This is a genomic window from Mycobacterium ahvazicum, assembly GCF_900176255.2.
GTDB lineage: Bacteria > Actinomycetota > Actinomycetes > Mycobacteriales > Mycobacteriaceae > Mycobacterium > Mycobacterium ahvazicum.
Genome location: NZ_FXEG02000002.1, coordinates 1,708,714 through 1,732,430, shown reverse-complemented (window position 1 = coordinate 1,732,430; position 23,717 = coordinate 1,708,714). Strand labels below are relative to the sequence as shown.

The window sequence follows — 23,717 nt, the reverse complement described above, 5'->3', positions numbered from 1 at the left end:
GCTAGCCCGTGTTCGCCAGGTAGCGCAGCGCCAGCAGGTACCCGTCGACACCCAGCCCGACGATCACTCCGGTCGCCACCGGGCTCAGGTATGAGTGACGCCGAAACTCTTCGCGCGCATGCACATTGGAGATGTGCACCTCGATCAGCGGTGCCCGCAGTTCGGCGCAGGCATCACGCAATGCCACCGAGGTGTGGGTCAGGCCGCCGGCATTGAGGATCACCGGCTCTCCCGCATCGGCGGCCGCGTGTATCCAGTCCAGCAATTCGGCTTCGCTATCGCTTTGCCGCACAACGGCTTTGAGTCCGAGTTCGGTGGCCTCGCGTTCGATGAGCGTGGCCAGCTGATCGTGCGTGGTGTCGCCGTAGACCTCGGGCTCACGGCGGCCCAGCCGGCCCAGGTTGGGGCCGTTGACGACGTTGACGGTGACGGTCATGGCGCACACACTCCCGCGTAGGCCGTCACCAGCAGGCCCGGGTCCGGTCCCACCAGCCGGCCCGGTTTGGCCAGCCCGTCGAGAACCACGAACCGCAGCACGCCGGCGCGGGATTTCTTGTCTCCGGCCATGTATTCCAGCAGCTGGGGCAGGGCGTCCGGGTCGTAGCTGACGGGCAGGCCCAGCGAGGTCAGAATGGCGCGATGACGCGCGGCGGTCTCGTCGTCGAGCCGGCCGGTGAGCCGGGCGAGCTCGGCGGCGAACACCAGGCCCACCGACACCGCGGCGCCGTGCCGCCACTGGTAGCGCTCCCGGCGCTCGATGGCGTGCCCCAAAGTGTGGCCGTAGTTCAGGATCTCGCGCAGTTCGGATTCTTTCTCGTCGGCGGCGACCACCTCGGCCTTGACCGCGATCGCGCGACGGATCAGCTCCGGCATCACCTCACCCTTGGGGTCAAGGGCCGCCTGCGGGTCGGCCTCGATCAGGTCGAGGATCACCGGATCGGCGATGAACCCGGCCTTCACGACTTCGGCCATTCCGGCCACGATCTCGTTGTGCGGCAAGGTTTCCAGGGTGGCCAGGTCGACCAGAACGGCAAGCGGCTGGTGAAAGGCGCCGACCAGGTTCTTGCCCGCCTCGGTGTTGATGCCGGTCTTGCCGCCCACTGCCGCGTCGACCATGCCCAGCAAGGTCGTCGGCACATGCACGATCGAGACGCCGCGCAGCCAGGTGGCGGCCGCGAAACCCGCGACGTCGGTGGCCGCGCCGCCGCCGAGGCTGACCAGTGCGTCCTTGCGGTCAATTCCGATGCGGCCCAACACTTCCCAGATGAATCCGACAACCGGCAGGTCTTTGCCGGCCTCGGCGTCGGGGATCTCGATGCGATGCGCGTCGACGCCCTGGCCGGCCAGGTGGCTGCGGATCGCCTCGGCGGTCTGCGCCAGGACCGGTTGGTGCAGGATCGCGACCCGGTGCCGGCTGCCGAGCAGTTCGCCCAGCTCGGTCAGCAATCCGGTGCCGATCACCACCGGGTACGGCGGATCGACGGCCACCTGCACGGTGACCGGTGGGGTGGGTTCTGTCATGTGGTTGCCTTGCTGGCGTTCGGGGTGCCGGGCGTGACCGGCTGGTGGGTGGTTTGCAGGGGCAGCCGGGACATGATGTAGCGCACCACCGCCCCGGGGTTGCGACGGTTGGTGTCGACCCGGATGGTCGCGACGCGCCGGTACAGCGGAATGCGTTGCGCCATCAGCGCGCGGTATTTCTCGGCCCGGTTTCCGCCGGCCAGCAGGGGCCGCACGGACGTGCCGCCGGTGCGCCGCACCCCTTCGCGGGCACCGATCTCCAGGTAGATGACGGTGTGGCCGGCGAGCGCATCGCACACCCCGGCCGTGGTGACCGCACCGCCGCCGAGCGACACGACCCCGTCGTGGGTGGCCAGCGCCGCGCACACCACGTCCTCCTCGATGCGACGGAACTCCTGTTCCCCGTCGGTGGCGAAGATGTCGGCGATGGTGCGGCCGGTCTGCTGCTCGATCAGCACGTCGGTGTCGACGTAGCCGACGCCCATCGCCTTGGACAGCCGGCGTCCGATGGTCGACTTGCCCGAGCCCGGCAACCCGACGAGTACCGCCCTGGGGGTCACCGCGCGCCTACCCGGACGCCTCGGCGCGCGCGGCCGGTGTTTCGTGCTCGGCGACCGCGCGCCGGTAAGCCTCGATGTTGCGCCGGGTTTCGGTCAGCGAATCGCCGCCGAATTTGTCCAGCGCGGCCCGGGCCAGCACCAGCGCCACCATGGTCTCGACGACGACGCCGGCGGCCGGCACCGCGCACACGTCGGAGCGCTGGTGGATGGCGACGGCCTCGTCACCGGTGGCCATGTCGACGGTGGCCAGCGCCCGCGGCACGGTCGAGATCGGCTTCATCGCCGCCCGCACGCGCAGCGCCTGGCCGTTGGTCATGCCGCCTTCCAGGCCGCCGGCCCGGTTGGTCGAGCGGATCACGCCGTCGGGCCCCGGGTACATCTCGTCGTGGGCCTGACTGCCGCGGCGTCGTGCGGTCTGGAAGCCGTCGCCGATCTCCACGCCCTTGATCGCCTGAATGCCCATCACGGCGGCGGCGAGCTGGCTGTCCAGGCGGTTGTCGCCGCTGGTGAACGAGCCCAGTCCGACCGGCAGGCCCAGCGCCACGACTTCCACCACGCCGCCGAGGGTGTCGCCGTCCTTCTTGGCGGCCTCGATCTCGGCGATCATCGCCTGCTCGGCGGCCTTGTCGAAGGCGCGCACCGGGCTGGCGTCGATCGTCGCCAGGTCATCCGGTCCGGGCGGCGGCCCGTCGTAGGGCTGCGACGGGCCGATCGCGATGACGTGCGAGAGCACCTCGACACCGAGCGCCTGGCGCAGAAACGACCGGGCGACGGTTCCCGCCGCGACGCGGGCGGCGGTCTCCCGCGCGCTGGCCCGCTCCAGCACCGGGCGGGCGTCGTCGAAGCCGTACTTGAGCATGCCGGCGTAGTCGGCGTGCCCGGGCCGCGGCCGGGTAAGCGGCGCGTTGCGGGCGATGTCGGCGAGCTCGGCGGGATCGACCGGATCGGCGGCCATCACGGTTTCCCACTTCGGCCATTCGGTATTGCCGATCTCGATGGCGATCGGCCCGCCCAGGGTCACGCCGTGGCGCACCCCGGCCAGCACGGTCACCGCGTCCCGCTCGAACTGCATCCGGGCGCCGCGGCCATAGCCGAGCCGGCGACGGGCCAACTGGTCGCCGATGTCGGTGGAGGTGACCTCCACGCCCGCGACCATGCCTTCGACCACGGCTACCAGCGCGCGGCCATGGGACTCCCCGGCGGTGATCCAACGCAACACGGGTCCCATTCTCCCATGGTGCGCGGCCCGGTCTTGCCATGGTGCCGGCCAGCGTCAGGCCAGCAGGGCCAGGCCCGCCGCGCCCGCGGTGGCCAGACACATCGACGGACCGTGCGGCACCGAACCGGCGCCCCGCCCCCCCGCCACCAGCGCGGTCAGCAGCGGCGCGGCCACCGCCGCCAGAAACCACACCGCGGCGCCGAAGCAGCCGGCCAGCCCGCCCAGGCCGATCGCCAGCTTCACGTCGCCGGCTCCCATCCCGGCCGGTGCGATCAGGTGCACCAGCAGATACAGGCCGGCCAATGCCGCGGCGCCGGCCAGCGCGGGCCCGCCGCGCCCCAGACACCCCGCGGCCACCAGAATCACGCCGGCACCGGGCAGCGTCAGCAGGTTGGGCAATCGGCGGTGCCGAAGGTCGTAGCAGCTCAGCACCGTCAGCCAGACGGCCACCACCGCCGCCGCTGTTGCCCGCATGGGTTTTCTCCTGTGGCGTGCGCCGAGCGTGGGGGCTAGGTACAGAAACCGCCCCGAATTCGTCCATAAGCCCCACGCTCGGCGACTGAAAGTCGGCACCAGACCGAGGGAACGCTAGTCCAGGGCGGCCAGCGCGCAAGTCATCGCTTCGCGGGGGGCCGGCAGCCCGGTGAACTGCTCCACCTGCGCGAAGGCCTGGTGCAGCAGCATCTGCAGGCCGTTGACCACCCGTCCGCCCGCGTCGGCCACCGCGGCGGCCAGCGGGGTGGGCCAGGGGTCGTAGACAGCGTCCAGCAGCACCGGAATCGGCGCGAAAGCGCCGGCATACCGCGACGCCACATCGGCCGGAATCGTGCTGACCAGCACCTGCGCCGCCGCCACCTCGTCACCCAAGGCGTCCTCGTCCAGCCCGCGGAACCGGGTCGGCACCCCGATCCGCGTTCCCAGGTCCATCAACCGGGCCGCCTTCTGCGGGTTGCGCGCCACCACCGTGATGCCGCTGACGCCGAGCTGCGCCAAGCCCACGACGGCCGCCGGCGCGGTGCCGCCCGATCCACAGACCAGCGCCCATCCCGAGGCTCCCCCGATGGACGCCAAGGCGCCACTGACGCCGTCGATGTCGGTGTTGTCGGCCCGCCAGCCGTGCGGCGTGCGCACCAGGGTGTTGGCCGATCCCACCTGCTCGGCGCGTTCGGTGCGCTCGTCGGCGAATTCCAGCGCGGCGAACTTGCCCGGCGCGGTCACCGACACGCCGACCCATTCCGGCCCGAACCCGCCGACGACGCCCGGCAGCTCTTCGGCGCCGCACTCGATGCGCTCGTACGTCCACCCGACCAGGCCCAGCGCACGATAGGCGGCCAGGTGCAGTTGCGGGGACTTCGAATGGGCGATCGGCGAGCCGAGGACGGCCGCCTTTCTCGGGCCCGCGCTAGCGGGGCGTGCTGTCGAGGACACCGTTGTGCTTAGCCAGCTCGATGTTGGCCAAATGCTGCTTGTAGTCCTTGGTGAACAGCGTGGTCCCCTGGGCGTCGATCGTGACGAAGTACAACCAGTCACCCGGCTCGGGGTGCTCGGCGGCACGCAGCGCGTCGATGCCGGGCGAGCAGATCGCCGTGGCGGGCAGGCCCGGTGAGACGTAGGTGTTCCACGGCGTCTTCTGCGCCCGGTCGGCATCGCTGGTGGCCACCTCGCGACGGTCCAGCGGATAATTCACCGTCGAGTCGAATTCCAGTGTGTGGTGGGCGTTCAGCCGGTTGTAGATGACCTGCGCCACCTTCGCGAAGTCCTGCGAGTTGGATTCCTGCTGCACCAGCGAGGCCACCACGAGGATGTCGTAGGGCGACAGCTTCATCGCCTGCGCGCTGTCCACCAGCCCGGACTGCATGTACGTCGCGGCCCCCGCGCTGATCAGGTTGGCCAGGATGTTCTGCGGGGCGGCCGACGGATCTACGTTGAAGGTTCCCGGTGCGATCAGGCCCTCGAGGCGGCGGTGGTCCGTGCCCAGCTCGGTGACCGGCTGAATCGCCCAGGCCGGCACCGACAACACGTTGGGCGGGGTGTTGCCCGCCGCCGCGCGCAGGTCCTCCACCGAGACGCAGTGCTTGTTGCCGTCGAGGTCCACGCAGCTGGCGCGGGAGATCAGCGTCAGGATTCCCGGGTTGACCTTGTTGGTCTTCATGTCGGTGGTGTCGTCGAGCTGGCGCCCTTCCGGAATGACCAGCTTGCCCACCCGGTTGCCGGGGTCGGTCAGCCGCGCGACGGCCGAATCGGCCGGGATCTCGGTGCGCAGCCGGTAGAAGCCCGGCTGGATCGAGGTGATCGCGGCGTTGCCGTGCGCGGCGTTGATGAACGCCCGGACGGTCTTGATCACACCCTGGTTGTGCAGCGTCTCACCGACCATCGTCGTCGAGTCGCCGGCCTGTATCTGAATCACGATGTCGCGCTTGCCGTCTCCGCTGTAGTCGTCGCCGGCGCCGAACATCGTGTGCCACATTTTGGAGCCGACGAACACCGCGGCAACCACGATCACGACGAGCACGCCCAGCACGATGCGACCGGTGAAGCGGCGCCGTCGACGGCCGCGCTCGGCCTGGATGCGGGCCATCCGGCTCATCCGCTGCCGGGGTGGACCGACCGCGGCCGGCTCGGCCCGTTCGTCGCGTGCGCTATCAACCATCGATGACATCCCCCGACTGGGCCAGCGTCGCCCGGCGCTGATCGAGCCAGCTCTGCAGGATCGCGACGGCCGCCGCCTGGTCGATCACCGCCCGCTGCTCCTTGGCCCGCACTCCCGCCTCGCGCAGGGCACGCTGCGCGCTGACGGTGGTCAGTCGCTCGTCGGCCAGCCGGACCGGCACCGGCGCGGCTCCCCGCGCCAGAAGCTCGGCCAGCGCCTCGGCCATCTCGATCGCGTCGAGCGCCGACGGGCCGGTGCGGTCGGCCAGCGTCCGGGGCAACCCGACGACGACCTCGACGGCTTCCAGCTCGCGGACGAGCTCGGCCAGCCGTCGGACGTGCTTGCCGGAACGGTCCCGGCGCACGGTTTCCAGCGGTGTGGCCAGGATGCCGTCGGGATCGCTGGCGGCCACGCCGATGCGCACCCTGCCCACGTCGATGCCAACCCGCCGTCCCCGCCCGGGGTCCTGGTTAGGGTCGCCGGGCCGGTCGGGCAAGCGATGCTCTGCCAATGCCACTCAACCGACCTGCGCTATCACGGCGATCTCGGAGCGGACGGCCTCCAGCGCCGCGTCAATGCCGGTCGGGTTCTTCCCGGAGCCCTGCGCCAGGTCGGGCTTGCCGCCACCGCGGCCGTCGACGGCCATGGCGAGCTGTTTGACCAGATCGTTGGCGCGCAGCCCGAGATCTTGGGCGGCCGGATTGGCGGCGACGGCGTAGGGCACCGTCTCGTTCTCGCCTTCGGCGATCAGGGCGACCACCGCGGGATCGCTGCCCAGCGTGCCCTTGATGTCTCCGACGAGGGAACGCAGATCGGCCGCCGTCATCCCGCCCGCCATCCGCTGCGCCACCACACGGACGTTACCGATCCGCTCCGCGCCGGCTGCCGCATTGACCGCCGCGGCCTTCGCACCGGCCAGCCGGGCGCGTTCGAGTTCCTTCTCGGCGGCCTTGAGCCGCTCGACGAGGTTGGCCACCCGGGCGGGCACTTCTTCGGAGGGCACCTTCAGCGAAGACGCCAGCCCCGCCATCAGCGCCCGCTCCTTGGCCAGGTGCCGGAACGACTCCAGCCCCACGTAGGCCTCCACCCGGCGCACCCCCGAGCCGATCGACGACTCGCCGAGGATCGTCACGGGGCCGATCTGCGCCGAGTTGTGCACGTGGGTTCCGCCGCACAGCTCCAGCGAGAACGGGCCGCCGATCTCGACCACCCGCACTTCGTCGGGGTAGGCCTCGCCGAACAACGCCATCGCGCCCATCGCCTTGGCCTTCTCCAGCGATTCGTTGAAGGTGTGCACCTCGAAGTCGGCCTGCACGGCCTCGTTGGTGACTTCTTCGATCTGGCTGCGCTGTTCGTCGGTCAGCGCGCCCTGCCAGTTGAAGTCGAAGCGCAGGTAGCCCGGACGGTTCAGGGATCCGGCCTGAACGGCGTTGGGGCCCAAAACTTGTCGCAGTGCGGCGTGCACCATGTGGGTGCCCGAGTGACCCTGGGTTGCACCCTTACGCCAGCCGGTGTCCACCGCCGCGATCACGGTGTCGCCCTCGACGAACTCACCGGACTCGACGTTAACCCGATGCACCCAAAGGGTTTTGGCGATCTTCTGCACATCGGTGACCGCCGCCCGGGCGCTCTCGCCGGCTCCGGTTCCGCTGATGGTGCCCTCGTCGGCGATTTGGCCACCGGATTCCGCATACAGCGGCGTGCGGTCCAGGATCAGCTCGACTCGGTCGGCCGCCTCGGCGCCGTGCTCGCCGTGCGCGACCACCGGCACCCGCTTGCCGTCGACGAAGATGCCCAAAATCCTTGCCTGCGAGCTCAACTCGTCGAAGCCGGTGAACTCCGTCGGGCCAGAGTCGACCAGCTCGCGGTAGGCGGTCAGGTCGGCGTGCGCGTGTTTGCGGGCGGCGGCATCGGCCTTGGCGCGCCGGCGCTGCTCGGCCATCAGCTCCCGGAAACCGAGTTCGTCGACCTGCAGGCCGGCCTCCGACGCCATCTCCAGGGTGAGCTCGATCGGGAAGCCGTAGGTGTCGTGCAGGGCGAAGGCGTCCGAACCGGAAACCACTTTGGCCCCGGCGGCTTTGGTGGCACCGGCCACGTCGTCGAACAGCTTCGAGCCCGACGCCAGGGTGCGGTTGAACGCGGTCTCCTCGGCGACGGCGATGCGCTTGATCCGGTCGAAATCGGCGACGAGTTCGGGATAGGACGGGCCCATCGCGTCGCGCACCGTGGTCATCAGGTCGCCGACGATCGGTCCATCGATGCCCAGCAGCTTGGCCGAGCGGATCACCCGGCGCAGCAGCCGGCGCAGCACGTAGCCGCGGCCGTCGTTGCCCGGGCTGACGCCGTCGCCGATCAGGATCGCGGCGGTGCGGCTGTGGTCGGCGATCACGCGGTAGCGCACGTCGTCGTCGTGGTTGCCGGCGTCGTAGCCGCGCGGGGCGCGCGCTGCCACCATGTCGATGACCGGGCGCAGCAGGTCGGTCTCGTACACGTTGTGCACGCCCTGCAAGATGAACGCCACCCGCTCCACACCCATGCCGGTGTCAATGTTCTTGCGCGGCAACGGCCCAAGGATCTCGAAGTCTTCCTTGCCGGTTCCCTCGCCGCGCTCGTTCTGCATGAACACGAGATTCCAGATCTCGATGTAGCGGTCTTCGTTGGCGATCGGGCCGCCCTCGACACCGAATTCCGGGCCACGGTCGTAGTAGATCTCCGACGACGGGCCACACGGTCCGGGGATGCCCATCGACCAATAGTTGTCCGCCATGCCGCGTCGCTGGATCCGCTCCGCGGGCAGCCCGGCGATGTCCTGCCACAGCTGCATGGCCTCGTCGTCGTCGAAAAAGACCGTGGTCCAGATCTTTTCGGGGTCCAAGCCGTAGCCGCCGTCCGCGACGGACGTGGTCAGCAACGACCAGGCCAGCTCGATGGCCTCGCGCTTGAAGTAGTCGCCGAACGAGAAGTTGCCGGCCATCTGGAAAAAGGTGTTGTGCCGGGTGGTGATGCCCACCTCGTCGATATCCGGCGTGCGGATGCACTTCTGGATGCTGGTGGCCGTCGCGTACGGCGGGGTGCGCGCACCCAGGAAGAACGGCACGAACTGGACCATGCCGGCGTTGACGAACAGCAGGTTGGGGTCGTCGAGGATCACCGATGCGCTCGGCACCTCGGTGTGGCCCGCCTTCACGAAGTGATCAAGAAACCGCTTCCTGATCTCGTGTGTCTGCACTTCTTTTCCGCTTCTTCCTATCAGCTGTCCAACGACGCGTTTCGACCGCTCACAGTACCGGTCCCGGCGCCGTCCCCTACCCGGCAGCTAACCCTCCAGAAAGCTCAACCGCACCGAGCGGCGCGGGTTGTCCCGGTTGAGGTCGACCAAGACGACGCTTTGCCACGTGCCCAGCTGCGGCTCGCCGGCCGCGACCGGCAGCGTCACCGAGGGCGCGACGATCGCCGGCAGCACGTGGTCGGCGCCGTGTCCGGCCGAGCCGTGCGCGTGCCGGTAGCGGCCGTCGCGGGGCAACAACCGTTCCAAGGTCTCGACCAGGTCGTCGTCGGATCCGGCGCCGGTTTCGATGATCGCCACCCCGGCCGTCGCGTGCGGGACGAACACGTTGCACAGACCGTCGCCGTACGAGAAGCAAAACCTGCGCACCGCATCGGTCAGGTCCACGATGCGACGACTGCTGGTGTCGACCTCGAGCACATCCGTCTGCATCCGATCAAGCGTACGGCGCGACCACTGGACGTGCCCTGGACCAGCCATCCGTTTGTGAGCGCGGCCACAGCCGGAGAACACCGCGAGAACACTGCGGCGAAGCCATTGCCAGCGGTAGCGGGGAGGAGGAAGGTTATTTGCCAGGGGGCCGTTGGCGCGCAACGCAGGGGGCGTTGCTCCGAGGAGTTAGGGGTCCATCCGTGTTCGCACGTTCTTTCACCATCGAGGGACAACCCGAGTCGATCGACACCGGAATCGCGCATTGTCGCGAGGTCGTGGTGCCCGCCATGGAGGAGCTTGAGGGGTGTGTCGGCCTTTCGCTGTTGGTCGACCGGCAATCGGGCCGCTGCATCGCCACCAGCTCATGGGAGAGCATCCGGGAGATGCGCGCCAGCGCCGAGCGGGTGGCCATCATCCGCGACCACATCGCGTTGATGTTCGACGGCAGCGCCAGCGTGCAGGAATGGAGCGTGGCCTTCCTGAACCGTCGCCAGCCGTCGCACGAGGGCGCCGCGGTGCGGGCCACCTGGGTCAAGATCGTGCCGGACCAGCTCGAGCGCTCTCTCGACTTCTACCAATTGGTCGTGGTTCCGGAGATGGAGGACCTCGAGGGTTTCTGCAACGCCAGCCTGCTGGTCGACCACCCCACCTGCCGGCGGGCGGTGTTGTGCACGACGTTCGACAGCCCGGAGGCGATGGCTCGCAACGGTGACGCGGCCAGCGAGCTGCGCAGCCGCCGGGCCCGCGACCTGGGCGCCGAGATCGTCGACGTGGCCGAGTTCGAGCTGGCGATCGCCAACGTGAAAGTGGCCGACCTGGTCTGAGGCGTCAGCCGCGGTTGCGGCGGATGATCGCGCGCAGCCGTTCCAGCCGTCCGCCGATCTCGCGTTCGACGCCGCGCCCGGTCGGCCGGTAGTAGTCGACGCCGGTCAGCTCGTCCGGCGGATATTGTTGTGCGACAACGCCATCCGGGTGGTCGTGCGCGTATTTGTAGCCCTGCGCGTTACCCAGTGCGGCCGCTCCCGAATAGTGACCGTCGCGCAGATGCGCCGGAACCAGACCCGCCTTGCCGGCCTTGATGTCGTTCATCGCCGCGGCCAGTGCGGTGGTCACCGCGTTCGACTTCGGCGCGGTGGACAGGTGAATGGTGGCGTGCGCCAACGTCAGTTGCGCCTCGGGCATGCCGATCAGCGCCACCGTCTGCGCGGTGGCGACCGCGATCTGCAGCGCCGTCGGATCGGCCATCCCGATGTCCTCGCTGGCCAGGATCATCAGCCGGCGCGCGACGAACCGCGGGTCCTCTCCCGCGACCAGCATGCGGGCCAGATAGTGCAGCGCGGCGTCGACGTCGGAGCCACGCACCGATTTGATGAACGCGCTGATGACGTCGTAGTGCTGATCGCCGTCACGGTCGTAGCGCACGGCGGCTTTGTCCAGTGACTGCTCGACGGCCGCCACCGTCAGCTCGCCGCCCGCCTCGACCGTCTCCGAGGCGACTTCCAGCGCGGTCAGCGCGCGCCGGGCGTCGCCGGCGGCCAGTTGCACCAGCAGGTCGACGGCCTCGGGCTGCACGCCGATCTGGCCGCCCAGCCCCCGCGGATCGTCAATGGCGCGCTGCACCACGGTCCGGATGTCGTCGGCCGTCAGCGGGCGCAGCTGCAAGATCAGCGATCGCGACAGCAGCGGCGCCACGACCGAGAACGACGGGTTCTCGGTCGTCGCCGCCACCAGCAACACCACCCGGTTCTCCACCGCGGACAGCAAGGCGTCCTGCTGGGTTTTGGAGAACCGGTGCACCTCGTCGATGAACAGCACCGTCTGCTCGCCGGAAAGAAGGGCCTTGCGGGCGCTGTCTATGACCGCCCGGACGTCTTTGACCCCCGCCGACAACGCCGACAGCGCTTCGAATCGGCGGCCGGTCGCGCGCGAGACCAGCGCCGCCAACGTCGTCTTGCCGCTGCCCGGCGGCCCGTACAGGATGGCCGAGGCCACCCCCGAGCCCTCGACCAGGCGGCGCAGCGGCGAGCCGGGCGCCAGCAAGTGGTCCTGCCCGACGACTTCGTCCAGCGAGGCCGGGCGCATCCGCACCGCCAGCGGCGCGCCGGCGGACACGCTCAGGGCGTCGTTGGCCGTCTGCGATTCGCCGGGCAGGTCAAACAGACCGTCGGACACGGCTTCAGGCATACCACGCAGCTGGGGCAGGTACGCGTATTGGCCGCTGGGATCCGCAAAAGACCCCGCAAAGGGCTCCAAAACAGGCCCCGAAACAACCCGCGAAACAAGCCCCGAAACAACCTCCGGAACAACCGAAGCCCAATCCTCGCTCCCCCGCCGCATATTTGCTAAGTTCCGGGTTGCCTAGTTCCGCGCGTATGCCCAGCAAGCGATTCCGACAGCAAATTAGGACGGCACATGAGCCAGCCCCCTGAACAGCCAGGCGACCCGGCCGAACCCTTCGCTGGCGACCAGAACCCGCCGGGCTACGCGCCACCACCCCAGCACGCTGCGCCGGGCTATGGCACCCCGCCTCCGCCTCCTCCGGGTTACGGCCAGCCGCCTGCCGGCTACGGCGCACCACCTCCCCCGCCGCCCGGCTACGGCGCAGCGTGCTGGGGACCCGCCGCCGCCCGGTTTCGGCGGCTACGGGGAACCAGCGTCCCCGCAGTTCGACGTCACCCAGGCGTTCAAGTGGGCGTGGGGCAAGTTCCAGCAGAACATCGCCACACTGGTCGTTCCGGTCCTGATCTACGTCGCGGTGATCACCATCTTCGCCCTGATCGCCGCGCTGCTGCCGATGGTTTTCGGTGAAACCACGAGCGCCACCTACACCGACAGCTACGGCGAGGCGACCAGTGGCGTGGACATCGCGTACGGCCCGGCGTCGATCGCGGTCATGGTCGTCGGCTACGTGCTGCTCTTCATCGCGGCGATCTACATGCACGCGGGGGTGACGACCGGCTGCCTGGACATCGCCGACGGCAAACCGGTGACGATCGGCACGTTCTTCAAACCACGCAATGTCGGGGCGGTGTTCGTCGTCGCGTTGCTGATCGCGTTAGGCACCGTGGTCGGATCGATCCTGTGCATCATCCCCGGCATCATCTTTGCGTTCGTCACCTTGTTCGCCATCCCGTTCGCCGTCGACCGATCGCTGTCACCGGTGGAATCCATCAAAGCCAGCATCGCGACGACGCGGGCCAACCTCGTCCCTGCGCTGCTGTCGTGGCTGGTGCAGTACGCGGTGGTGCTGGTCGGCGAGCTGCTCTGCGGGGTGGGCATGATCGCGGCCATCCCGGTTGCCGCGCTGATCCAGGTCTACACCTACCGCAAGCTTTCCGGCGGTCAGGTCGTTGAGCTGGTGCAGCCCGGTTACCCGGCGGGACCGCCCGCCGGGCCCCCACCCGGACAACAGCTCGCCTAGCCAGGCCAATCCAAGTTCCGCGCGTGCACGTTAGGACGACAACATGAGCCAGCCCCCCGAACATCCAGGCGATTCGGCCGAACCTCTCGGCAGCAGCCCCACTCCTCCGGGCTATGGGCCACCTCCCGGACGCTGCCTCCTATACACATCTGACGCTGCCGACGATACCCCCCCCGAACTTTCCGCCGGCCGTCCACTCCCCCCCTCCCAACCCTTCCGCCCCCTCACCTCCCGGCTACGGACCGCCCCCGGGCTACGGCGGCCCGGCCAAGCCGCAATTCAGCGTGGGTGATGCCTTCAGCTGGGCCTGGAACGCCTTCACCAAGAATGCCGTCGCGCTGATCGTTCCCACCCTTGTTTTCGGTCTGCTGTTCGCCGCGTCGTCCGCGCTGAACTTCGTAGGCCAGAACATGAGCTCGAACGTGACCCCATACGACTCGTCCGACTATGACTTCGCGTTCGCGGCGAATCTCAGTCCCACCGGTATGGCCGTCGCCGGGCTTGGCTACGTCGTCTCCCTGATTGTGACCGCGTATGCCCAGGCCGCGTTCTTCTCCGGATGCCTCGATCTCGCGGACGGGCGGGCGGTGAGCATCGGATCCTTCTTCAAGCCACGCAACCTCGGCATGGCGTTTCTCGCCGCGATCCTGGTCAGCATCGTCACTTCGGTCGGCTATGCCGCGTGCTTCCTTCCGGGCATCATCGTGGGGATCTTCACCCAGTTCATCATCCTGTTCGTGGTCGACCGCGGGGAGAACGCCTTCAAGGGGTTCGCCTCGGGCTTCTCGTTGGTCGCCTCGAATTTCCTCAACGCCCTGCTGGTGTGGTTGGTCACCATGGCCACGATCATCGTCGGTGCGCTGTTGTGCGGTGTCGGCCTCGTGGTGGCCGCCCCGCTGGTGGCGCTGATCCTGACGTACTCCTACCGCAAGCTTTCGGGTGGTCAGGTGGTGCCGGTGCAGCAGCCCGGCTACCAGCCCGGACCGCCCGCCGGCCCCCCGCCGGGACCGGTTTCCGCGTAACCGACCCGGCTCTGCCCGCTCGCGGCGCGCTGCGGCGCTGCGGCCCTTGTGATGAGATCAGCGGTTATGAGCATCAAAGTTGCGCTGGAGCATCGCACCAGCTACACCTTTGACCGGCTGGTTTCAGTGTTCCCGCACGTGGTGCGGTTGCGCCCGGCTCCGCACTCGCGCACGCCCATCGAGGCATACTCGCTGCGCGTCGAGCCCGCCGACCACTTCATCAACTGGCAGCAGGACGCGCTCGGCAATTTCCTTGCCCGGCTTGTGTTTCCGAATCCCATGCAACAGTTGACGATCACCGTCGGCCTGATCGCCGACCTCAAGGTGATCAACCCGTTCGACTTCTTCATCGAAGACTGGGCCGAAACATGGCCTCCCGCTTCGGGGTTGATCTACCCCAAGGCGCTCGCCGACGATCTCAAGCCCTATCTGCGCCCGGTCGACGAGGACATCGAAGGGTCGGGCCCCGGTGAGCTGGCGCGGGCCTGGGTGGAGAACTTCTCGGTGCCCGACGGCACCCGCACCATCGACTTCCTGGTCGCACTCAACCATGCGGTCAACGCCGACGTGGCCTACAGCCTGCGGATGGAACCCGGCGTCCAGACACCGGATTTCACGCTGCGCACCGGTGTCGGATCGTGCCGTGATTCGGCATGGCTGCTGGTGTCGATCCTGCGCCAGGTCGGGCTGGCCGCCCGGTTCGTCTCCGGCTATCTGGTGCAACTGGCCTCCGACGTGGAAGCCCTCGACGGGCCGTCGGGGCCCGCGGCCGATTTCACCGACCTGCACGCGTGGACCGAAGTGTACATCCCCGGCGCGGGCTGGATCGGGCTCGATCCCACGTCAGGACTGTTCGCCGGGGAAGGCCACATCCCGCTGGCGGCCACCCCGCATCCCTCGAGCGCTGCTCCCATCACCGGCAGCACCGACCCGTGTCAGACCACTCTGGAGTTCTCCAACACCGTCACCCGCATCCATGAGGATCCGCGCGTCACGCGGCCCTACGCGGAGGCGGCGTGGGAGACCATCTGCGCGGTCGGCCGCGGTGTCGACGAGCGGCTTGCCGCCGCCGATGTCCGGCTGACGGTCGGCGGCGAACCGACCTTTGTGTCGGTGGACAACCAGGTCGATAAGGAGTGGACGACCGCCGCAGACGGTCCGCACAAACGAGAGCGCGCGTCGGCGCTGGCCGCTCGGCTCAAAGCGGTGTGGGCTCCGCAGGGGCTGATCCATCGCGGCCAGGGTCGGTGGTATCCAGGAGAACCGTTGCCGCGCTGGCAGATCGGGCTGTACTGGCGCACCGACGGGTTGCCACTGTGGACCGACGACGCGCTGCTGGCCGACCCCTGGGCGGCGCAGCCGACGAGTTCGACCGCGGACACCGAGACGGCCTACAAGATCCTCGCCGAGGTCGCCGAAGGTCTGGGGTTGCCGCTGTCCCAGGTGCGGCCCGCCTTCGAGGACCCGTTGGCCCGGCTGGCGGCCAAAGTCCGCCTCCCGCAGGGCGACGCGGTGCAACCCGGCGATGACCTCGCCGACGACGACGCCGAGGCGCGCGCGGCACTGCTGGCTCACCTCGACGAAACCACCACGGCCCCAGCCGCATTCGTGCTTCCACTGCACCGCCGCGACGACGACCTGGGCTGGGCCAGCGCGAACTGGAAGCTGCGCCGCGGCCGCGTCGTGCTGCTGGAGGGAGATTCGCCCGCTGGGCTGCGGCTGCCCCTGAATTCGATCAGCTGGAAACCGCCGCGGCCGTCGTTCGGCGTCGATCCCACCGCCGTGTCGCACACCCTGCCGGCGGAGTCGTCCAGCGCGCCGGTGGAGGACTCGGACACCGCGCCGCCGACCGCGATGGTCGCCGAGGCCCGGGACGGGCTGCTCTACGTGTTCATCCCACCCACCGAGGCGCTGGAACACTTCGTCGACATCGTCGCCCGCATCGAGGCCGCGGCCGCCAAAACCCGCAGCCCGGTCGTCATCGAGGGTTATGGCCCGCCGCCGGACCCGCGGCTGCAGTCGACGACGATCACGCCCGACCCCGGCGTGATCGAAGTCAACATCGCGCCCACCGCCAGTTTCGACGAACAGCGCCAGCAGCTCGAAACGCTTTACGAGCAGGCACGATTGGCCCGCCTGTCCACGGAGTCGTTCGACATCGACGGCAGCCACGGCGGCACCGGGGGCGGCAACCACATCACGCTCGGCGGCGTGACGCCGGCGGACTCGCCGCTGTTGCGCCGCCCGGACCTGCTGGTCTCGCTGCTGACCTACTGGCAGCGGCACCCGTCGCTGTCCTACCTGTTCGCCGGCCGGTTCGTCGGCACCACTTCGCAGGCGCCACGGGTCGACGAGGGTCGCGCCGAGGCGCTGTACGAGCTCGAGATCGCGTTCGCCGAGATCGCCCGGCTCGCTTCATCTTCCAAGGGTGGGGCGCCACAACCGTGGGTGACCGACCGTGCGCTGCGGCACCTGCTGACCGACATCACGGGCAACACCCACCGCGCCGAGTTCTGCATCGACAAGCTCTACAGCCCCGACAGCCCCCGTGGCCGGCTCGGCCTGCTGGAGCTGCGCGGTTTCGAGATGCCGCCGCACCTGCGGATGGCGATGGTGCAGTCGCTGCTGGTGCGCTCGCTGGTGGCCTGGTTCTGGGACGAGCCGCTGCGCGCCCCGCTGATCCGGCACGGGACTAATCTGCACGGCCGATACCTGTTGCCGCACTTCCTGATTCACGACATCGCCGACGTCGCCGCCGACCTGCGCGCGCACGGTATCGCGTTCGAGACCAGCTGGCTGGACCCGTTCACCGAATTCCGGTTCCCGCGCATCGGTACCGCGGTCTTCGACGGCGTCGAGATCGAGCTGCGCGGAGCGATCGAGCCGTGGAACACCCTCGGCGAGGAGGCCACCGCGACGGGCACCGCCCGTTATGTCGACTCCTCGGTCGAGCGTCTGCAGATCCGCGTCATCGGCGCCGACCGGCACCGCTACGTGGTGACCTGCAACGGCTATCCGGTGCCGTTGCTGGCCACCGACAACCCCGACATCCACGTGGGCGGGGTGCGGTACAAGGCGTGGCAGCCGCCCAGCGCGCTGCATCCGACGATCACCACCGACGTGCCGTTACAGTTCGAGCTGATCGACCTGACGTCGGGCACCTCGCGCGGCGGCTGCACCTATCACGTCTCGCATCCCGGTGGCATGGCGTACGAGGAGCCACCCGTCAACGCCGTTGCGGCCGAATCGCGGCGAGCCCGACGGTTCGAGGCGATCGGCTTCACCCCCGGCAAATTGGACCTCGCCGGCCTCCGGGAGAAGCAGGCCCGGATATTCACCGATATCGGCGCGCCGGGCATTCTCGACCTGCGGCGCGTGCGTACCGTGCAGCGGTGATGGCGTCTTTGGAAACTGGCATCTAGATGGCACTCGACCCGTCGGCGGTTTCGGCCGAGCATTACGACGCCGATCGCCTGCTGGCCGGGTACCGGACCGCACGCGCCCAGGAAGCACTGTTCGAGGTGCGCCCCACCGGCTCGCTGGGAGCCGGCTACGACGAATTCCTCGGCGAAGACGGACACGTGCGGCCGGCCTGGACCGAGCTGGCCGACACGGTCGCCGAACGTGGCCGCACCGGGCTGAATCAGCTGCGCTCGGTGGTGCACAACCTGATCGACAACGACGGAATCACCTACACCGAAGTCGATCCCACCAGCGGCCACGCCCTCGAACCCCGGCCGTGGAGCCTGGACACCCTGCCGATCGTGGTGTCCGCGGCCGACTGGGAGGTGCTCGAGGCGGGGCTGGTGCAGCGCTCGCGGCTGCTCGATGCCGTGCTGGCCGACCTGTACGGGCCGCGCCGGCTGCTCACCGACGGCTTGCTGCCCCCGGAGCTGGTGTTCGCCCACCCCGGATACGTGCGCGCGGCCAACGGAATCGAAGTGCCGGGCCACCACCAATTGTTCATGCACGCCTGCGATTTGAGCCGGTTGCCCAGCGGCTCCTTCGAGGTCAATGCCGACTGGACGCAGGCGCCCTCGGGCGCCGGTTATGCGCTGGCGGATCGGCGCGTGGTGGCGCACGCGATTCCGGATCTCTACGAGCGGATCGCGCCGCGGCCCAACACACCGTTCGCGCAGGCGCTGCGGCTGGCGCTGATCGATTCTGCGCCCGACGACGCCCAGGACCCGGTGGTCGTGGTGCTCAGCCCGGGCATCTACTCCGAAACCGCGTTCGACCAGGCGTATCTCGCGACGCAGCTGGGTTTTCCGCTGGTGGAAAGCGCCGACTTGGTGGTCCGCGACGGCAAACTCTGGATGCGTTCGCTGGGGACGCTCAAGCGGGTCGACGTCGTTCTTCGCCGCGTGGACGCGCTCTACGCCGATCCGCTGGACTTGCGCGCCGATTCCCGGCTCGGGGTGGTGGGCTTGGTGGAGGCGCAACGCCGCGGCACGGTGACCGTCGTCAACACGCTGGGCAGTGGAATCCTGGAAAGCCCTGGGCTGCTGCGTTTTCTGCCCGAGCTGGCCGAGCAACTGCTCGGCGAAGCCCCGCTGCTGAACACGGCGCCGGTGTACTGGGGAGGCATCGACAAGGAACGTTCGCACCTGCTGGCCAACCTCTCGTCGCTGTTGATCAAATCTACCGTCGGCGGGGAAACCCTTGTCGGACCGACGCTTTCGTCGACCCAGCTGACCGGACTCGCCGCACAGATCGAGAGCATGCCGTGGCAGTGGGCCGGCCAGGAGCTACCCCAATTCTCCTCCGCACCGACCGACCACGCCGGAGTGTTGTCGTCGGCGGGCGTGGGCATGCGGCTGTTCACGGTCGCCCAGCGCAGCGGCTATGCCCCGATGATCGGCGGCATCGGCTACGTAGTGGCTCCGGGCCCCGCCGCTTATGAGTTGAAAACTGTTGCAGCTAAGGATGTTTGGGTTCGCCCCACCGAACGTGTGCGAGCGGAGACCATCACGTTGCCGACCGAGGCGCAGCCGGTCAAGACCGCCGCGGGCACCTGGGGCGTCAGCTCGCCGCGGGTGCTCTCCGACCTGTTCTGGATCGGCCGCTACGGCGAGCGCGCGGAAAGCACCGCCCGGCTGCTGATGGCGGCCCGCGACCGCTTCCACGTCTACCGCCACCATCAGGACACCGAGGAAAGCGAGGTGGTGCCGGTGCTGATGGCCGCCCTGGGCCACATCACCGGCAGCGACACCGGGGCCGACAACGACCACGCCGAGATGATCGCGATCGTCCCGTCGACCTTGTGGGCGTTGACCTTCGACCCGGACCGGGCGGGATCTCTGATCCAGTCCGTGGAGGGCCTCGCCCTGGCCGCCAGGGCGGTGCGCGACCAGATGTCCAACGACACCTGGGTGGTGCTGGCCAACCTGGAGCGCGGACTCGCGCACCGGCCCGAGCCGCCGCAATCGCTGGCCGAGGCCGACACCCGGCTCGCGTCGGCGCACGGACGCACCCTGGCCGGGATGCTGACCCTGTCGGGGGTGGCCGGCGAGTCGATGGTGCGCGACGCGGGCTGGACGATGATGGACATCGGCAAGCGGATCGAACGCGGCCTGTGGCTGACCGCATTGCTGGGCGCCACGCTCACGACGGTGCGCAGCGCGGATGCCGAGCAGACCATCATCGAGTCGACGCTGGTGGCCTGCGAATCGTCGGTCATCTACCGGCGCCGCACCGTCGGTCAGGTCAGCATCGCCGCGGTGACCGAACTGATGCTGTTCGACGCGAAAAACCCCCGCTCCCTGCTCTATCAGCTGGAGCGGCTACGGGCCAACCTCAAGGACCTGCCCAGCGCGTCGGGGTCGTCACGTCCGGAGCGGACCGTGGAGGAGATCAGCACGCTGCTGCGCCGCTCGGACCCCGCCGAGCTGGAGGTGGCCGTCGACGGGCACCGCGAAGAGCTGGCCGACCTGCTCGCCACGATCCACACCGAGTTGCGCGACCTGGCCGGCGTCATCACCGACACGCAGTTGACCCTGCCCGGCGGCATGCAGCCGCTGTGGGGCCCGGACGAACGACGGGTGATGCCCGCCTAGCCCGCGACGGCGGCCGGCGTGTCCGCCGTCGTCACCTCTTCGATGACGTTATGGATGAACTGCATCTTCTCCAGCACCGGGGCGGGCAGCACGAACGGGTACAGGTCGTCGTGGCCCATCGAGCGGTTCACCATGTTCAGCGACCACGACAGCGGCAGCCACAAGTCGATGATGGCACCAAACGCGCTGGGGCCCAACGGTGGTCGATCAAAGGTCGCCGAGGCCGGCGCGAATCCGGACCACGCGCAGGTGTCCAGGGTGTCGCGGATGTGCAGGTAGTGGGCGAACGTCTCGGCCCAATCCTCGGCCGGGTGCATCGTCGCGTACGACGACACGAAACTTTCCTGCCAGCCCTCCGGTGCACCCTGGTTGTAATGCCGATCCAGCGCTTCCTGATAGTCGGCATCGGGATCGCCGAACAACTCGTTGAACCGCCGCAGGTAATCGTCCGACGTGATGAGGCGGTAAAAGTAGTAGTGCCCGACCTCGTGGCGGAAGTGCCCGAGCAACGTCCGGTAGGGCTCGTCCATCTCGACCCGTAGCTGCTCCCGGTGCACGTCGTCGCCCTCGGCCAAATCGATTGTGATGACGCCATTTTCGTGGCCGGTCATCACCTTTTCCTGCCCACTCGACAGCAACCGGAAGGCCAGCCCGTAATCGGGGTCCTGATCGCGGCCGATGACCGGCAGCCTCAGCTCGTGCAACTCGACGATCAGCCGCCGCTTGGCGGCCTCAGCCGCCGCGAACTCGGCCAGGCCGACCGAGTCGGCATCGTTGGGCCGTTCGGTGGTCAGTACGCACGATGCGCACAGCAGCCGCGGGTTGTTGACTGGCACCAGCCAATTGCACACGGCCACTTGACGGTTAGCGCACAGCTCATACTCGGAGGCGCTGACGAAGCCAGGCTTCTCGCTGGCCTCGCCGTCGGTGATCACCAGCAGAGCCATCTGATCAAGTGAGAACCCCAGCGCGCTACCACAATTCAGGCAAGTGGAGTTCTCGAACGTCAGCCGCTGTCCGCAGTTGGGGCAATTGAAATCACGCATGGAGTTCGTCCCCTTCGAAGGGCACCACGTCGACGGCCACGTCGATCACGCTGCGTTCGGAGTCGGTGTAGATGATGCCGCGCAGCGGTGGGACGTCGGCGTAGTCACGGCCCCGCCCCACGATGATGTAGCGCTGGTCGACCATTTGGTCATTGGTGGGATCTAGCCCAAGCCACTCGAACTGGCCGGGTTCCTGCGGGGTCCACACCGCGGCCCAGGCATGGGTCGCGTCGATGCCGATCATTCGTTCCTTTCCGGGGGGCGGGTCGGTGGCCAGATAACCGGACACGTAGCTGGCCGCCAACCCATTGGCTCGCAGGCAGGCGATCGCCAGCCGTGCAAAGTCTTGACATACCCCTTCCCGGGCCGCCAGAACCTCTTTGACCCCGGTGGAAATCGTCGTCGACCCCGATCGGTAGGTGAAGTCGGCGTAAATCCGCGACGTGAGATCGCGCAGCACCTCGATCAGCGGGCGTTCGGGTACGAAACTGGGCGCCGCATAGTCGCGGACCTCGTCGGTGATCTCCGGTGGATTCAGGTCCAGGGCGAATTCGGTGGCCAGCGCTCCCCGGCGCCCGGCCGGCCGGGCCGCTTCCCAGGGCTGCAGCGCCGGCCCGCTGCGGTAGCGCTGCGGGGGCGCCGGATAGACGTCGACGATGGAGTCGCTGGTGACCGTCAGGGCGGTGTGCGGCTCGGTGACATGGAAGTACGAACTGATGTTGCCGTACCCATCGACGCTGGTAGAGCTGTCGGCAGGGGGCGGGTCGATCGTCAGGCGGTGCGCGATGCAGCGCTGGCGCTGGGAGTCGCGCGGCGTCAGGAAGCCGCGGCCGTAGGAGCTGGTCACGATGTCCGAGTAGCGGTACTCGGTGCGGTGGGTGACGCGATGGCGGCGGGTGTCCGGCTCATGCACTGCAGAAGACACGACTGACCTCCTGATATCTCCGAATGCGTGGGTGGGCGACCGATAGCCAATACGGCTCCAACCGCACCCTAGCGGGAGCACAATCGACGTGTGGCCACCTGGGACGATGTCGCCCGGATCGTGGATGAGCTGCCACTCACCCGCGAGCAGTCACCGCATGACTGGAGGGTCGGCAAGAAGTTGCTGGCGTGGGAGCGACCGCTGCGCGTATCGGACCGCGCCGCGCTGGCGGCCAACGGGGTCCAGGCGCCCGAGGGCGACATCCTCGGCGTCTGGGTGTCCGACGAGGGCGTCAAGTTCGCGCTGGTCGCCGACGAGCCGGACATCTACTTCACCACGCCGCACTTCGACGGCTATCCCGCGGTGCTGGTCAGGCTGGCCGCGATCGACGTCCGCGGTCTCGAGGAGCTGATCACCGAAGCCTGGCTGACGCGCGCGCCCAAGAAGCTGGTCCAGGAGTATTTGACCGGCTCGATCTGAGCACCCCTACCGCTGGCCCAGGTCGATCACCCGCTGCAGGTCGTCGACGCACGCCTGGACGACGTCGGCCAGCACCACTTCGTTTCTTTCCCGCGCGTTCGCGAGCAGCAGCGAGGTATGCCGGCGGGCGGCTTCGACATGGCTGGTCGCGGTCGCGGGATCGGAGTCGGCCAGCGCCGTCGCCTGCGCGAGATCGTCGAGCACCGCCTCCGCCGGTTGCGGGAGCCGGGCGCAGCAGCCGTCGACCGCGGGGACCACGGCACGGGCCAGCTGCAGCACCGAGACGGCGAGCAGGGCCAGATGCAGGGCCTGGTGATCCGCGGCTTGCACGGCGTCGCGAAGTCCCCACCGCCGCGGGGCGAATCGCACGACCTGACGCGCCGTGGCCCGCGCCTGGATGAGGCCGCTCAGCTGCTCGTGCACCCTGTCGACGGCGGGCAGCGGCCAGTCCCGAGCGGGAACGTCACGGCCGCGGGCCAGAGCACCGGTGCGGTCCAGCACCGAATGCAGGGTGCGCAACACTTCGACACGCGCGCTGCGCAGCACGACGAGCGGGTCGGCCGGAAACAGCAGGGTGGCGACGACGATCGCCAGTCCCCCACCGATCAGCGCATCGTAGATGCGTTCCCAGCCGACACCGCTGCGATAGAGGGCGATCACCAGAATCGACGACACGACGGTCTGGTTGGCGAACATCATCCCCTGACCGATGTAGCCCTGACCGATGAAGACCGCCGCCAACAGCGCGGCCAGCGCCGCGATCGTGATGGACACCGCGCCGGGTCCGCACAGCGCCTGCACCAGGGTCCCCGTCCCGATGCCCAGGGTCACCCCGACGATCATCTGGATCGCGCGTTGCGCGCGCAGCACGTTGCTGGTCGACAACGACACCGCCGCGGCGATCGGGGCGAAGAACGGTTGCGGGTGTGCCAGCAGGTCATGCGCGATGTACCACGACAGACCCGCTGCTACCGACGTTTGCACGAGATAGAACCACACGCCGCGGACCCGTTGGAAACCCCCGACGACGGCCCGGCCCGCGAACGGCCGCGTCAGCAGCGAAGTGCTCATCTCGCCTGCTTACCGCAGCGCCGGTGCG

The 23,717-nt window shown here is 68.8% G+C and carries 19 protein-coding genes and 1 pseudogene; 6 read left to right on the top strand and 14 right to left on the bottom strand.

The genetic code is table 11. The features are described 5' to 3' along the window. Window position 1: 1 nt before the first annotated feature. From aroQ to MAAFP003_RS10440, 10 genes are all read right to left on the bottom strand, one after another. Window positions 2–436, bottom strand: coding sequence for a type II 3-dehydroquinate dehydratase (gene aroQ / locus MAAFP003_RS10485; protein ID WP_096286683.1), 435 nt, complete (start codon window positions 434–436; stop codon window positions 2–4). Further along, the gene (gene aroB / locus MAAFP003_RS10480) at window positions 433–1,521 is read right to left on the bottom strand and encodes a 3-dehydroquinate synthase (RefSeq protein ID WP_096286681.1); all 1,089 of its coding nucleotides are present in this window, start codon (window positions 1,519–1,521) and stop codon (window positions 433–435) included. Before aroB ends, aroQ begins: the two co-directional genes overlap by 4 nt. Next, a complete protein-coding gene (locus MAAFP003_RS10475) occupies window positions 1,518–2,081 on the bottom strand; it encodes a shikimate kinase (RefSeq protein ID WP_096286679.1) in 564 nt (187 codons plus the stop codon). Before MAAFP003_RS10475 ends, aroB begins: the two co-directional genes overlap by 4 nt. Before the next feature lie 7 nt (window positions 2,082–2,088). Continuing rightward, a complete protein-coding gene (gene aroC, locus MAAFP003_RS10470; RefSeq protein ID WP_096291042.1) occupies window positions 2,089–3,300 on the bottom strand; it encodes a chorismate synthase in 1,212 nt (403 codons plus the stop codon). Between the two features lie 54 nt (window positions 3,301–3,354). Further along, window positions 3,355–3,774, bottom strand: coding sequence for an A24 family peptidase (locus MAAFP003_RS10465; protein ID WP_096286677.1), 420 nt, complete (start codon window positions 3,772–3,774; stop codon window positions 3,355–3,357). A 114-nt stretch (window positions 3,775–3,888) separates the two neighbouring features. Beyond that, window positions 3,889–4,728: a shikimate dehydrogenase gene (locus MAAFP003_RS10460; RefSeq protein WP_096286675.1), complete on the bottom strand. Its 840-nt coding sequence runs from the start codon at window positions 4,726–4,728 to the stop codon at window positions 3,889–3,891. After that, complete coding sequence (locus tag MAAFP003_RS10455) at window positions 4,703–5,950, bottom strand: endolytic transglycosylase MltG (protein WP_096286673.1); 1,248 nt, start codon at window positions 5,948–5,950, stop codon at window positions 4,703–4,705. The genes MAAFP003_RS10460 and MAAFP003_RS10455 overlap by 26 nt, the downstream gene beginning before the upstream one ends. Next, complete coding sequence (ruvX, locus tag MAAFP003_RS10450) at window positions 5,943–6,467, bottom strand: Holliday junction resolvase RuvX (protein ID WP_096286671.1); 525 nt, start codon at window positions 6,465–6,467, stop codon at window positions 5,943–5,945. Before ruvX ends, MAAFP003_RS10455 begins: the two co-directional genes overlap by 8 nt. Continuing rightward, the gene (alaS, locus tag MAAFP003_RS10445) at window positions 6,468–9,179 is read right to left on the bottom strand and encodes an alanine--tRNA ligase (protein ID WP_096286669.1); all 2,712 of its coding nucleotides are present in this window, start codon (window positions 9,177–9,179) and stop codon (window positions 6,468–6,470) included. Between the two features lie 87 nt (window positions 9,180–9,266). Next, the gene (locus tag MAAFP003_RS10440; protein ID WP_207768526.1) at window positions 9,267–9,656 is read right to left on the bottom strand and encodes a secondary thiamine-phosphate synthase enzyme YjbQ; all 390 of its coding nucleotides are present in this window, start codon (window positions 9,654–9,656) and stop codon (window positions 9,267–9,269) included. 212 nt (window positions 9,657–9,868) lie between these two features. Here MAAFP003_RS10440 and MAAFP003_RS10435 point away from each other — a divergent pair, with 212 nt between their 5' ends. Then, window positions 9,869–10,492, top strand: coding sequence for a hypothetical protein (locus MAAFP003_RS10435; protein WP_096286665.1), 624 nt, complete (start codon window positions 9,869–9,871; stop codon window positions 10,490–10,492). A 4-nt stretch (window positions 10,493–10,496) separates the two neighbouring features. Here the strand turns inward: MAAFP003_RS10435 and MAAFP003_RS10430 are convergent, their stop codons facing one another. Further along, a complete protein-coding gene (locus MAAFP003_RS10430) occupies window positions 10,497–11,852 on the bottom strand; it encodes a replication-associated recombination protein A (RefSeq protein ID WP_096286663.1) in 1,356 nt (451 codons plus the stop codon). A gap of 228 nt (window positions 11,853–12,080) precedes the next feature. Between MAAFP003_RS10430 and MAAFP003_RS10425 the strand changes: the two are divergent. The 4 genes and pseudogenes from MAAFP003_RS10425 to MAAFP003_RS10410 all read left to right on the top strand — a co-directional run bounded on the left by MAAFP003_RS10425 (window position 12,081) and on the right by MAAFP003_RS10410 (window position 20,167). Continuing rightward, window positions 12,081–13,089, top strand: a pseudogene (locus MAAFP003_RS10425) (DUF2189 domain-containing protein). Between the two features lie 284 nt (window positions 13,090–13,373). After that, on the top strand, window positions 13,374–14,111 hold the full coding sequence (locus MAAFP003_RS10420; RefSeq protein ID WP_096286661.1) for a hypothetical protein: 738 nt from the start codon (window positions 13,374–13,376) through the stop codon (window positions 14,109–14,111). A gap of 66 nt (window positions 14,112–14,177) precedes the next feature. Continuing rightward, window positions 14,178–17,507 carry a transglutaminase family protein gene (locus MAAFP003_RS10415; RefSeq protein ID WP_096286659.1) on the top strand — a complete coding sequence of 1,110 codons (3,330 nt, stop codon included), beginning with the start codon at window positions 14,178–14,180 and terminating at the stop codon, window positions 17,505–17,507. 26 nt (window positions 17,508–17,533) lie between these two features. Continuing rightward, complete coding sequence (locus MAAFP003_RS10410; protein ID WP_096286657.1) at window positions 17,534–20,167, top strand: circularly permuted type 2 ATP-grasp protein; 2,634 nt, start codon at window positions 17,534–17,536, stop codon at window positions 20,165–20,167. On the opposite strand, the gene MAAFP003_RS10405 is transcribed toward MAAFP003_RS10410, so the two are convergent. Both MAAFP003_RS10405 and MAAFP003_RS10400 read right to left on the bottom strand, forming a co-directional pair. Next, window positions 20,164–21,213 carry a zinc-binding metallopeptidase family protein gene (locus tag MAAFP003_RS10405; RefSeq protein ID WP_096286655.1) on the bottom strand — a complete coding sequence of 350 codons (1,050 nt, stop codon included), beginning with the start codon at window positions 21,211–21,213 and terminating at the stop codon, window positions 20,164–20,166. The two genes, MAAFP003_RS10410 and MAAFP003_RS10405, sit on opposite strands and share 4 nt — an antisense overlap. Next, window positions 21,206–22,138, bottom strand: coding sequence for a transglutaminase family protein (locus tag MAAFP003_RS10400; protein WP_096286653.1), 933 nt, complete (start codon window positions 22,136–22,138; stop codon window positions 21,206–21,208). The genes MAAFP003_RS10405 and MAAFP003_RS10400 overlap by 8 nt, the downstream gene beginning before the upstream one ends. Window positions 22,139–22,228: 90 nt before the next feature. Here MAAFP003_RS10400 and MAAFP003_RS10395 point away from each other — a divergent pair, with 90 nt between their 5' ends. Then, the gene (locus MAAFP003_RS10395; RefSeq protein WP_096286651.1) at window positions 22,229–22,618 is read left to right on the top strand and encodes an MmcQ/YjbR family DNA-binding protein; all 390 of its coding nucleotides are present in this window, start codon (window positions 22,229–22,231) and stop codon (window positions 22,616–22,618) included. Between the two features lie 6 nt (window positions 22,619–22,624). Here MAAFP003_RS10395 and MAAFP003_RS10390 read toward each other — a convergent pair whose 3' ends face one another. Beyond that, a complete protein-coding gene (locus tag MAAFP003_RS10390) occupies window positions 22,625–23,689 on the bottom strand; it encodes an FUSC family protein (RefSeq protein WP_096286649.1) in 1,065 nt (354 codons plus the stop codon). Window positions 23,690–23,717: the final 28 nt, after the last annotated feature.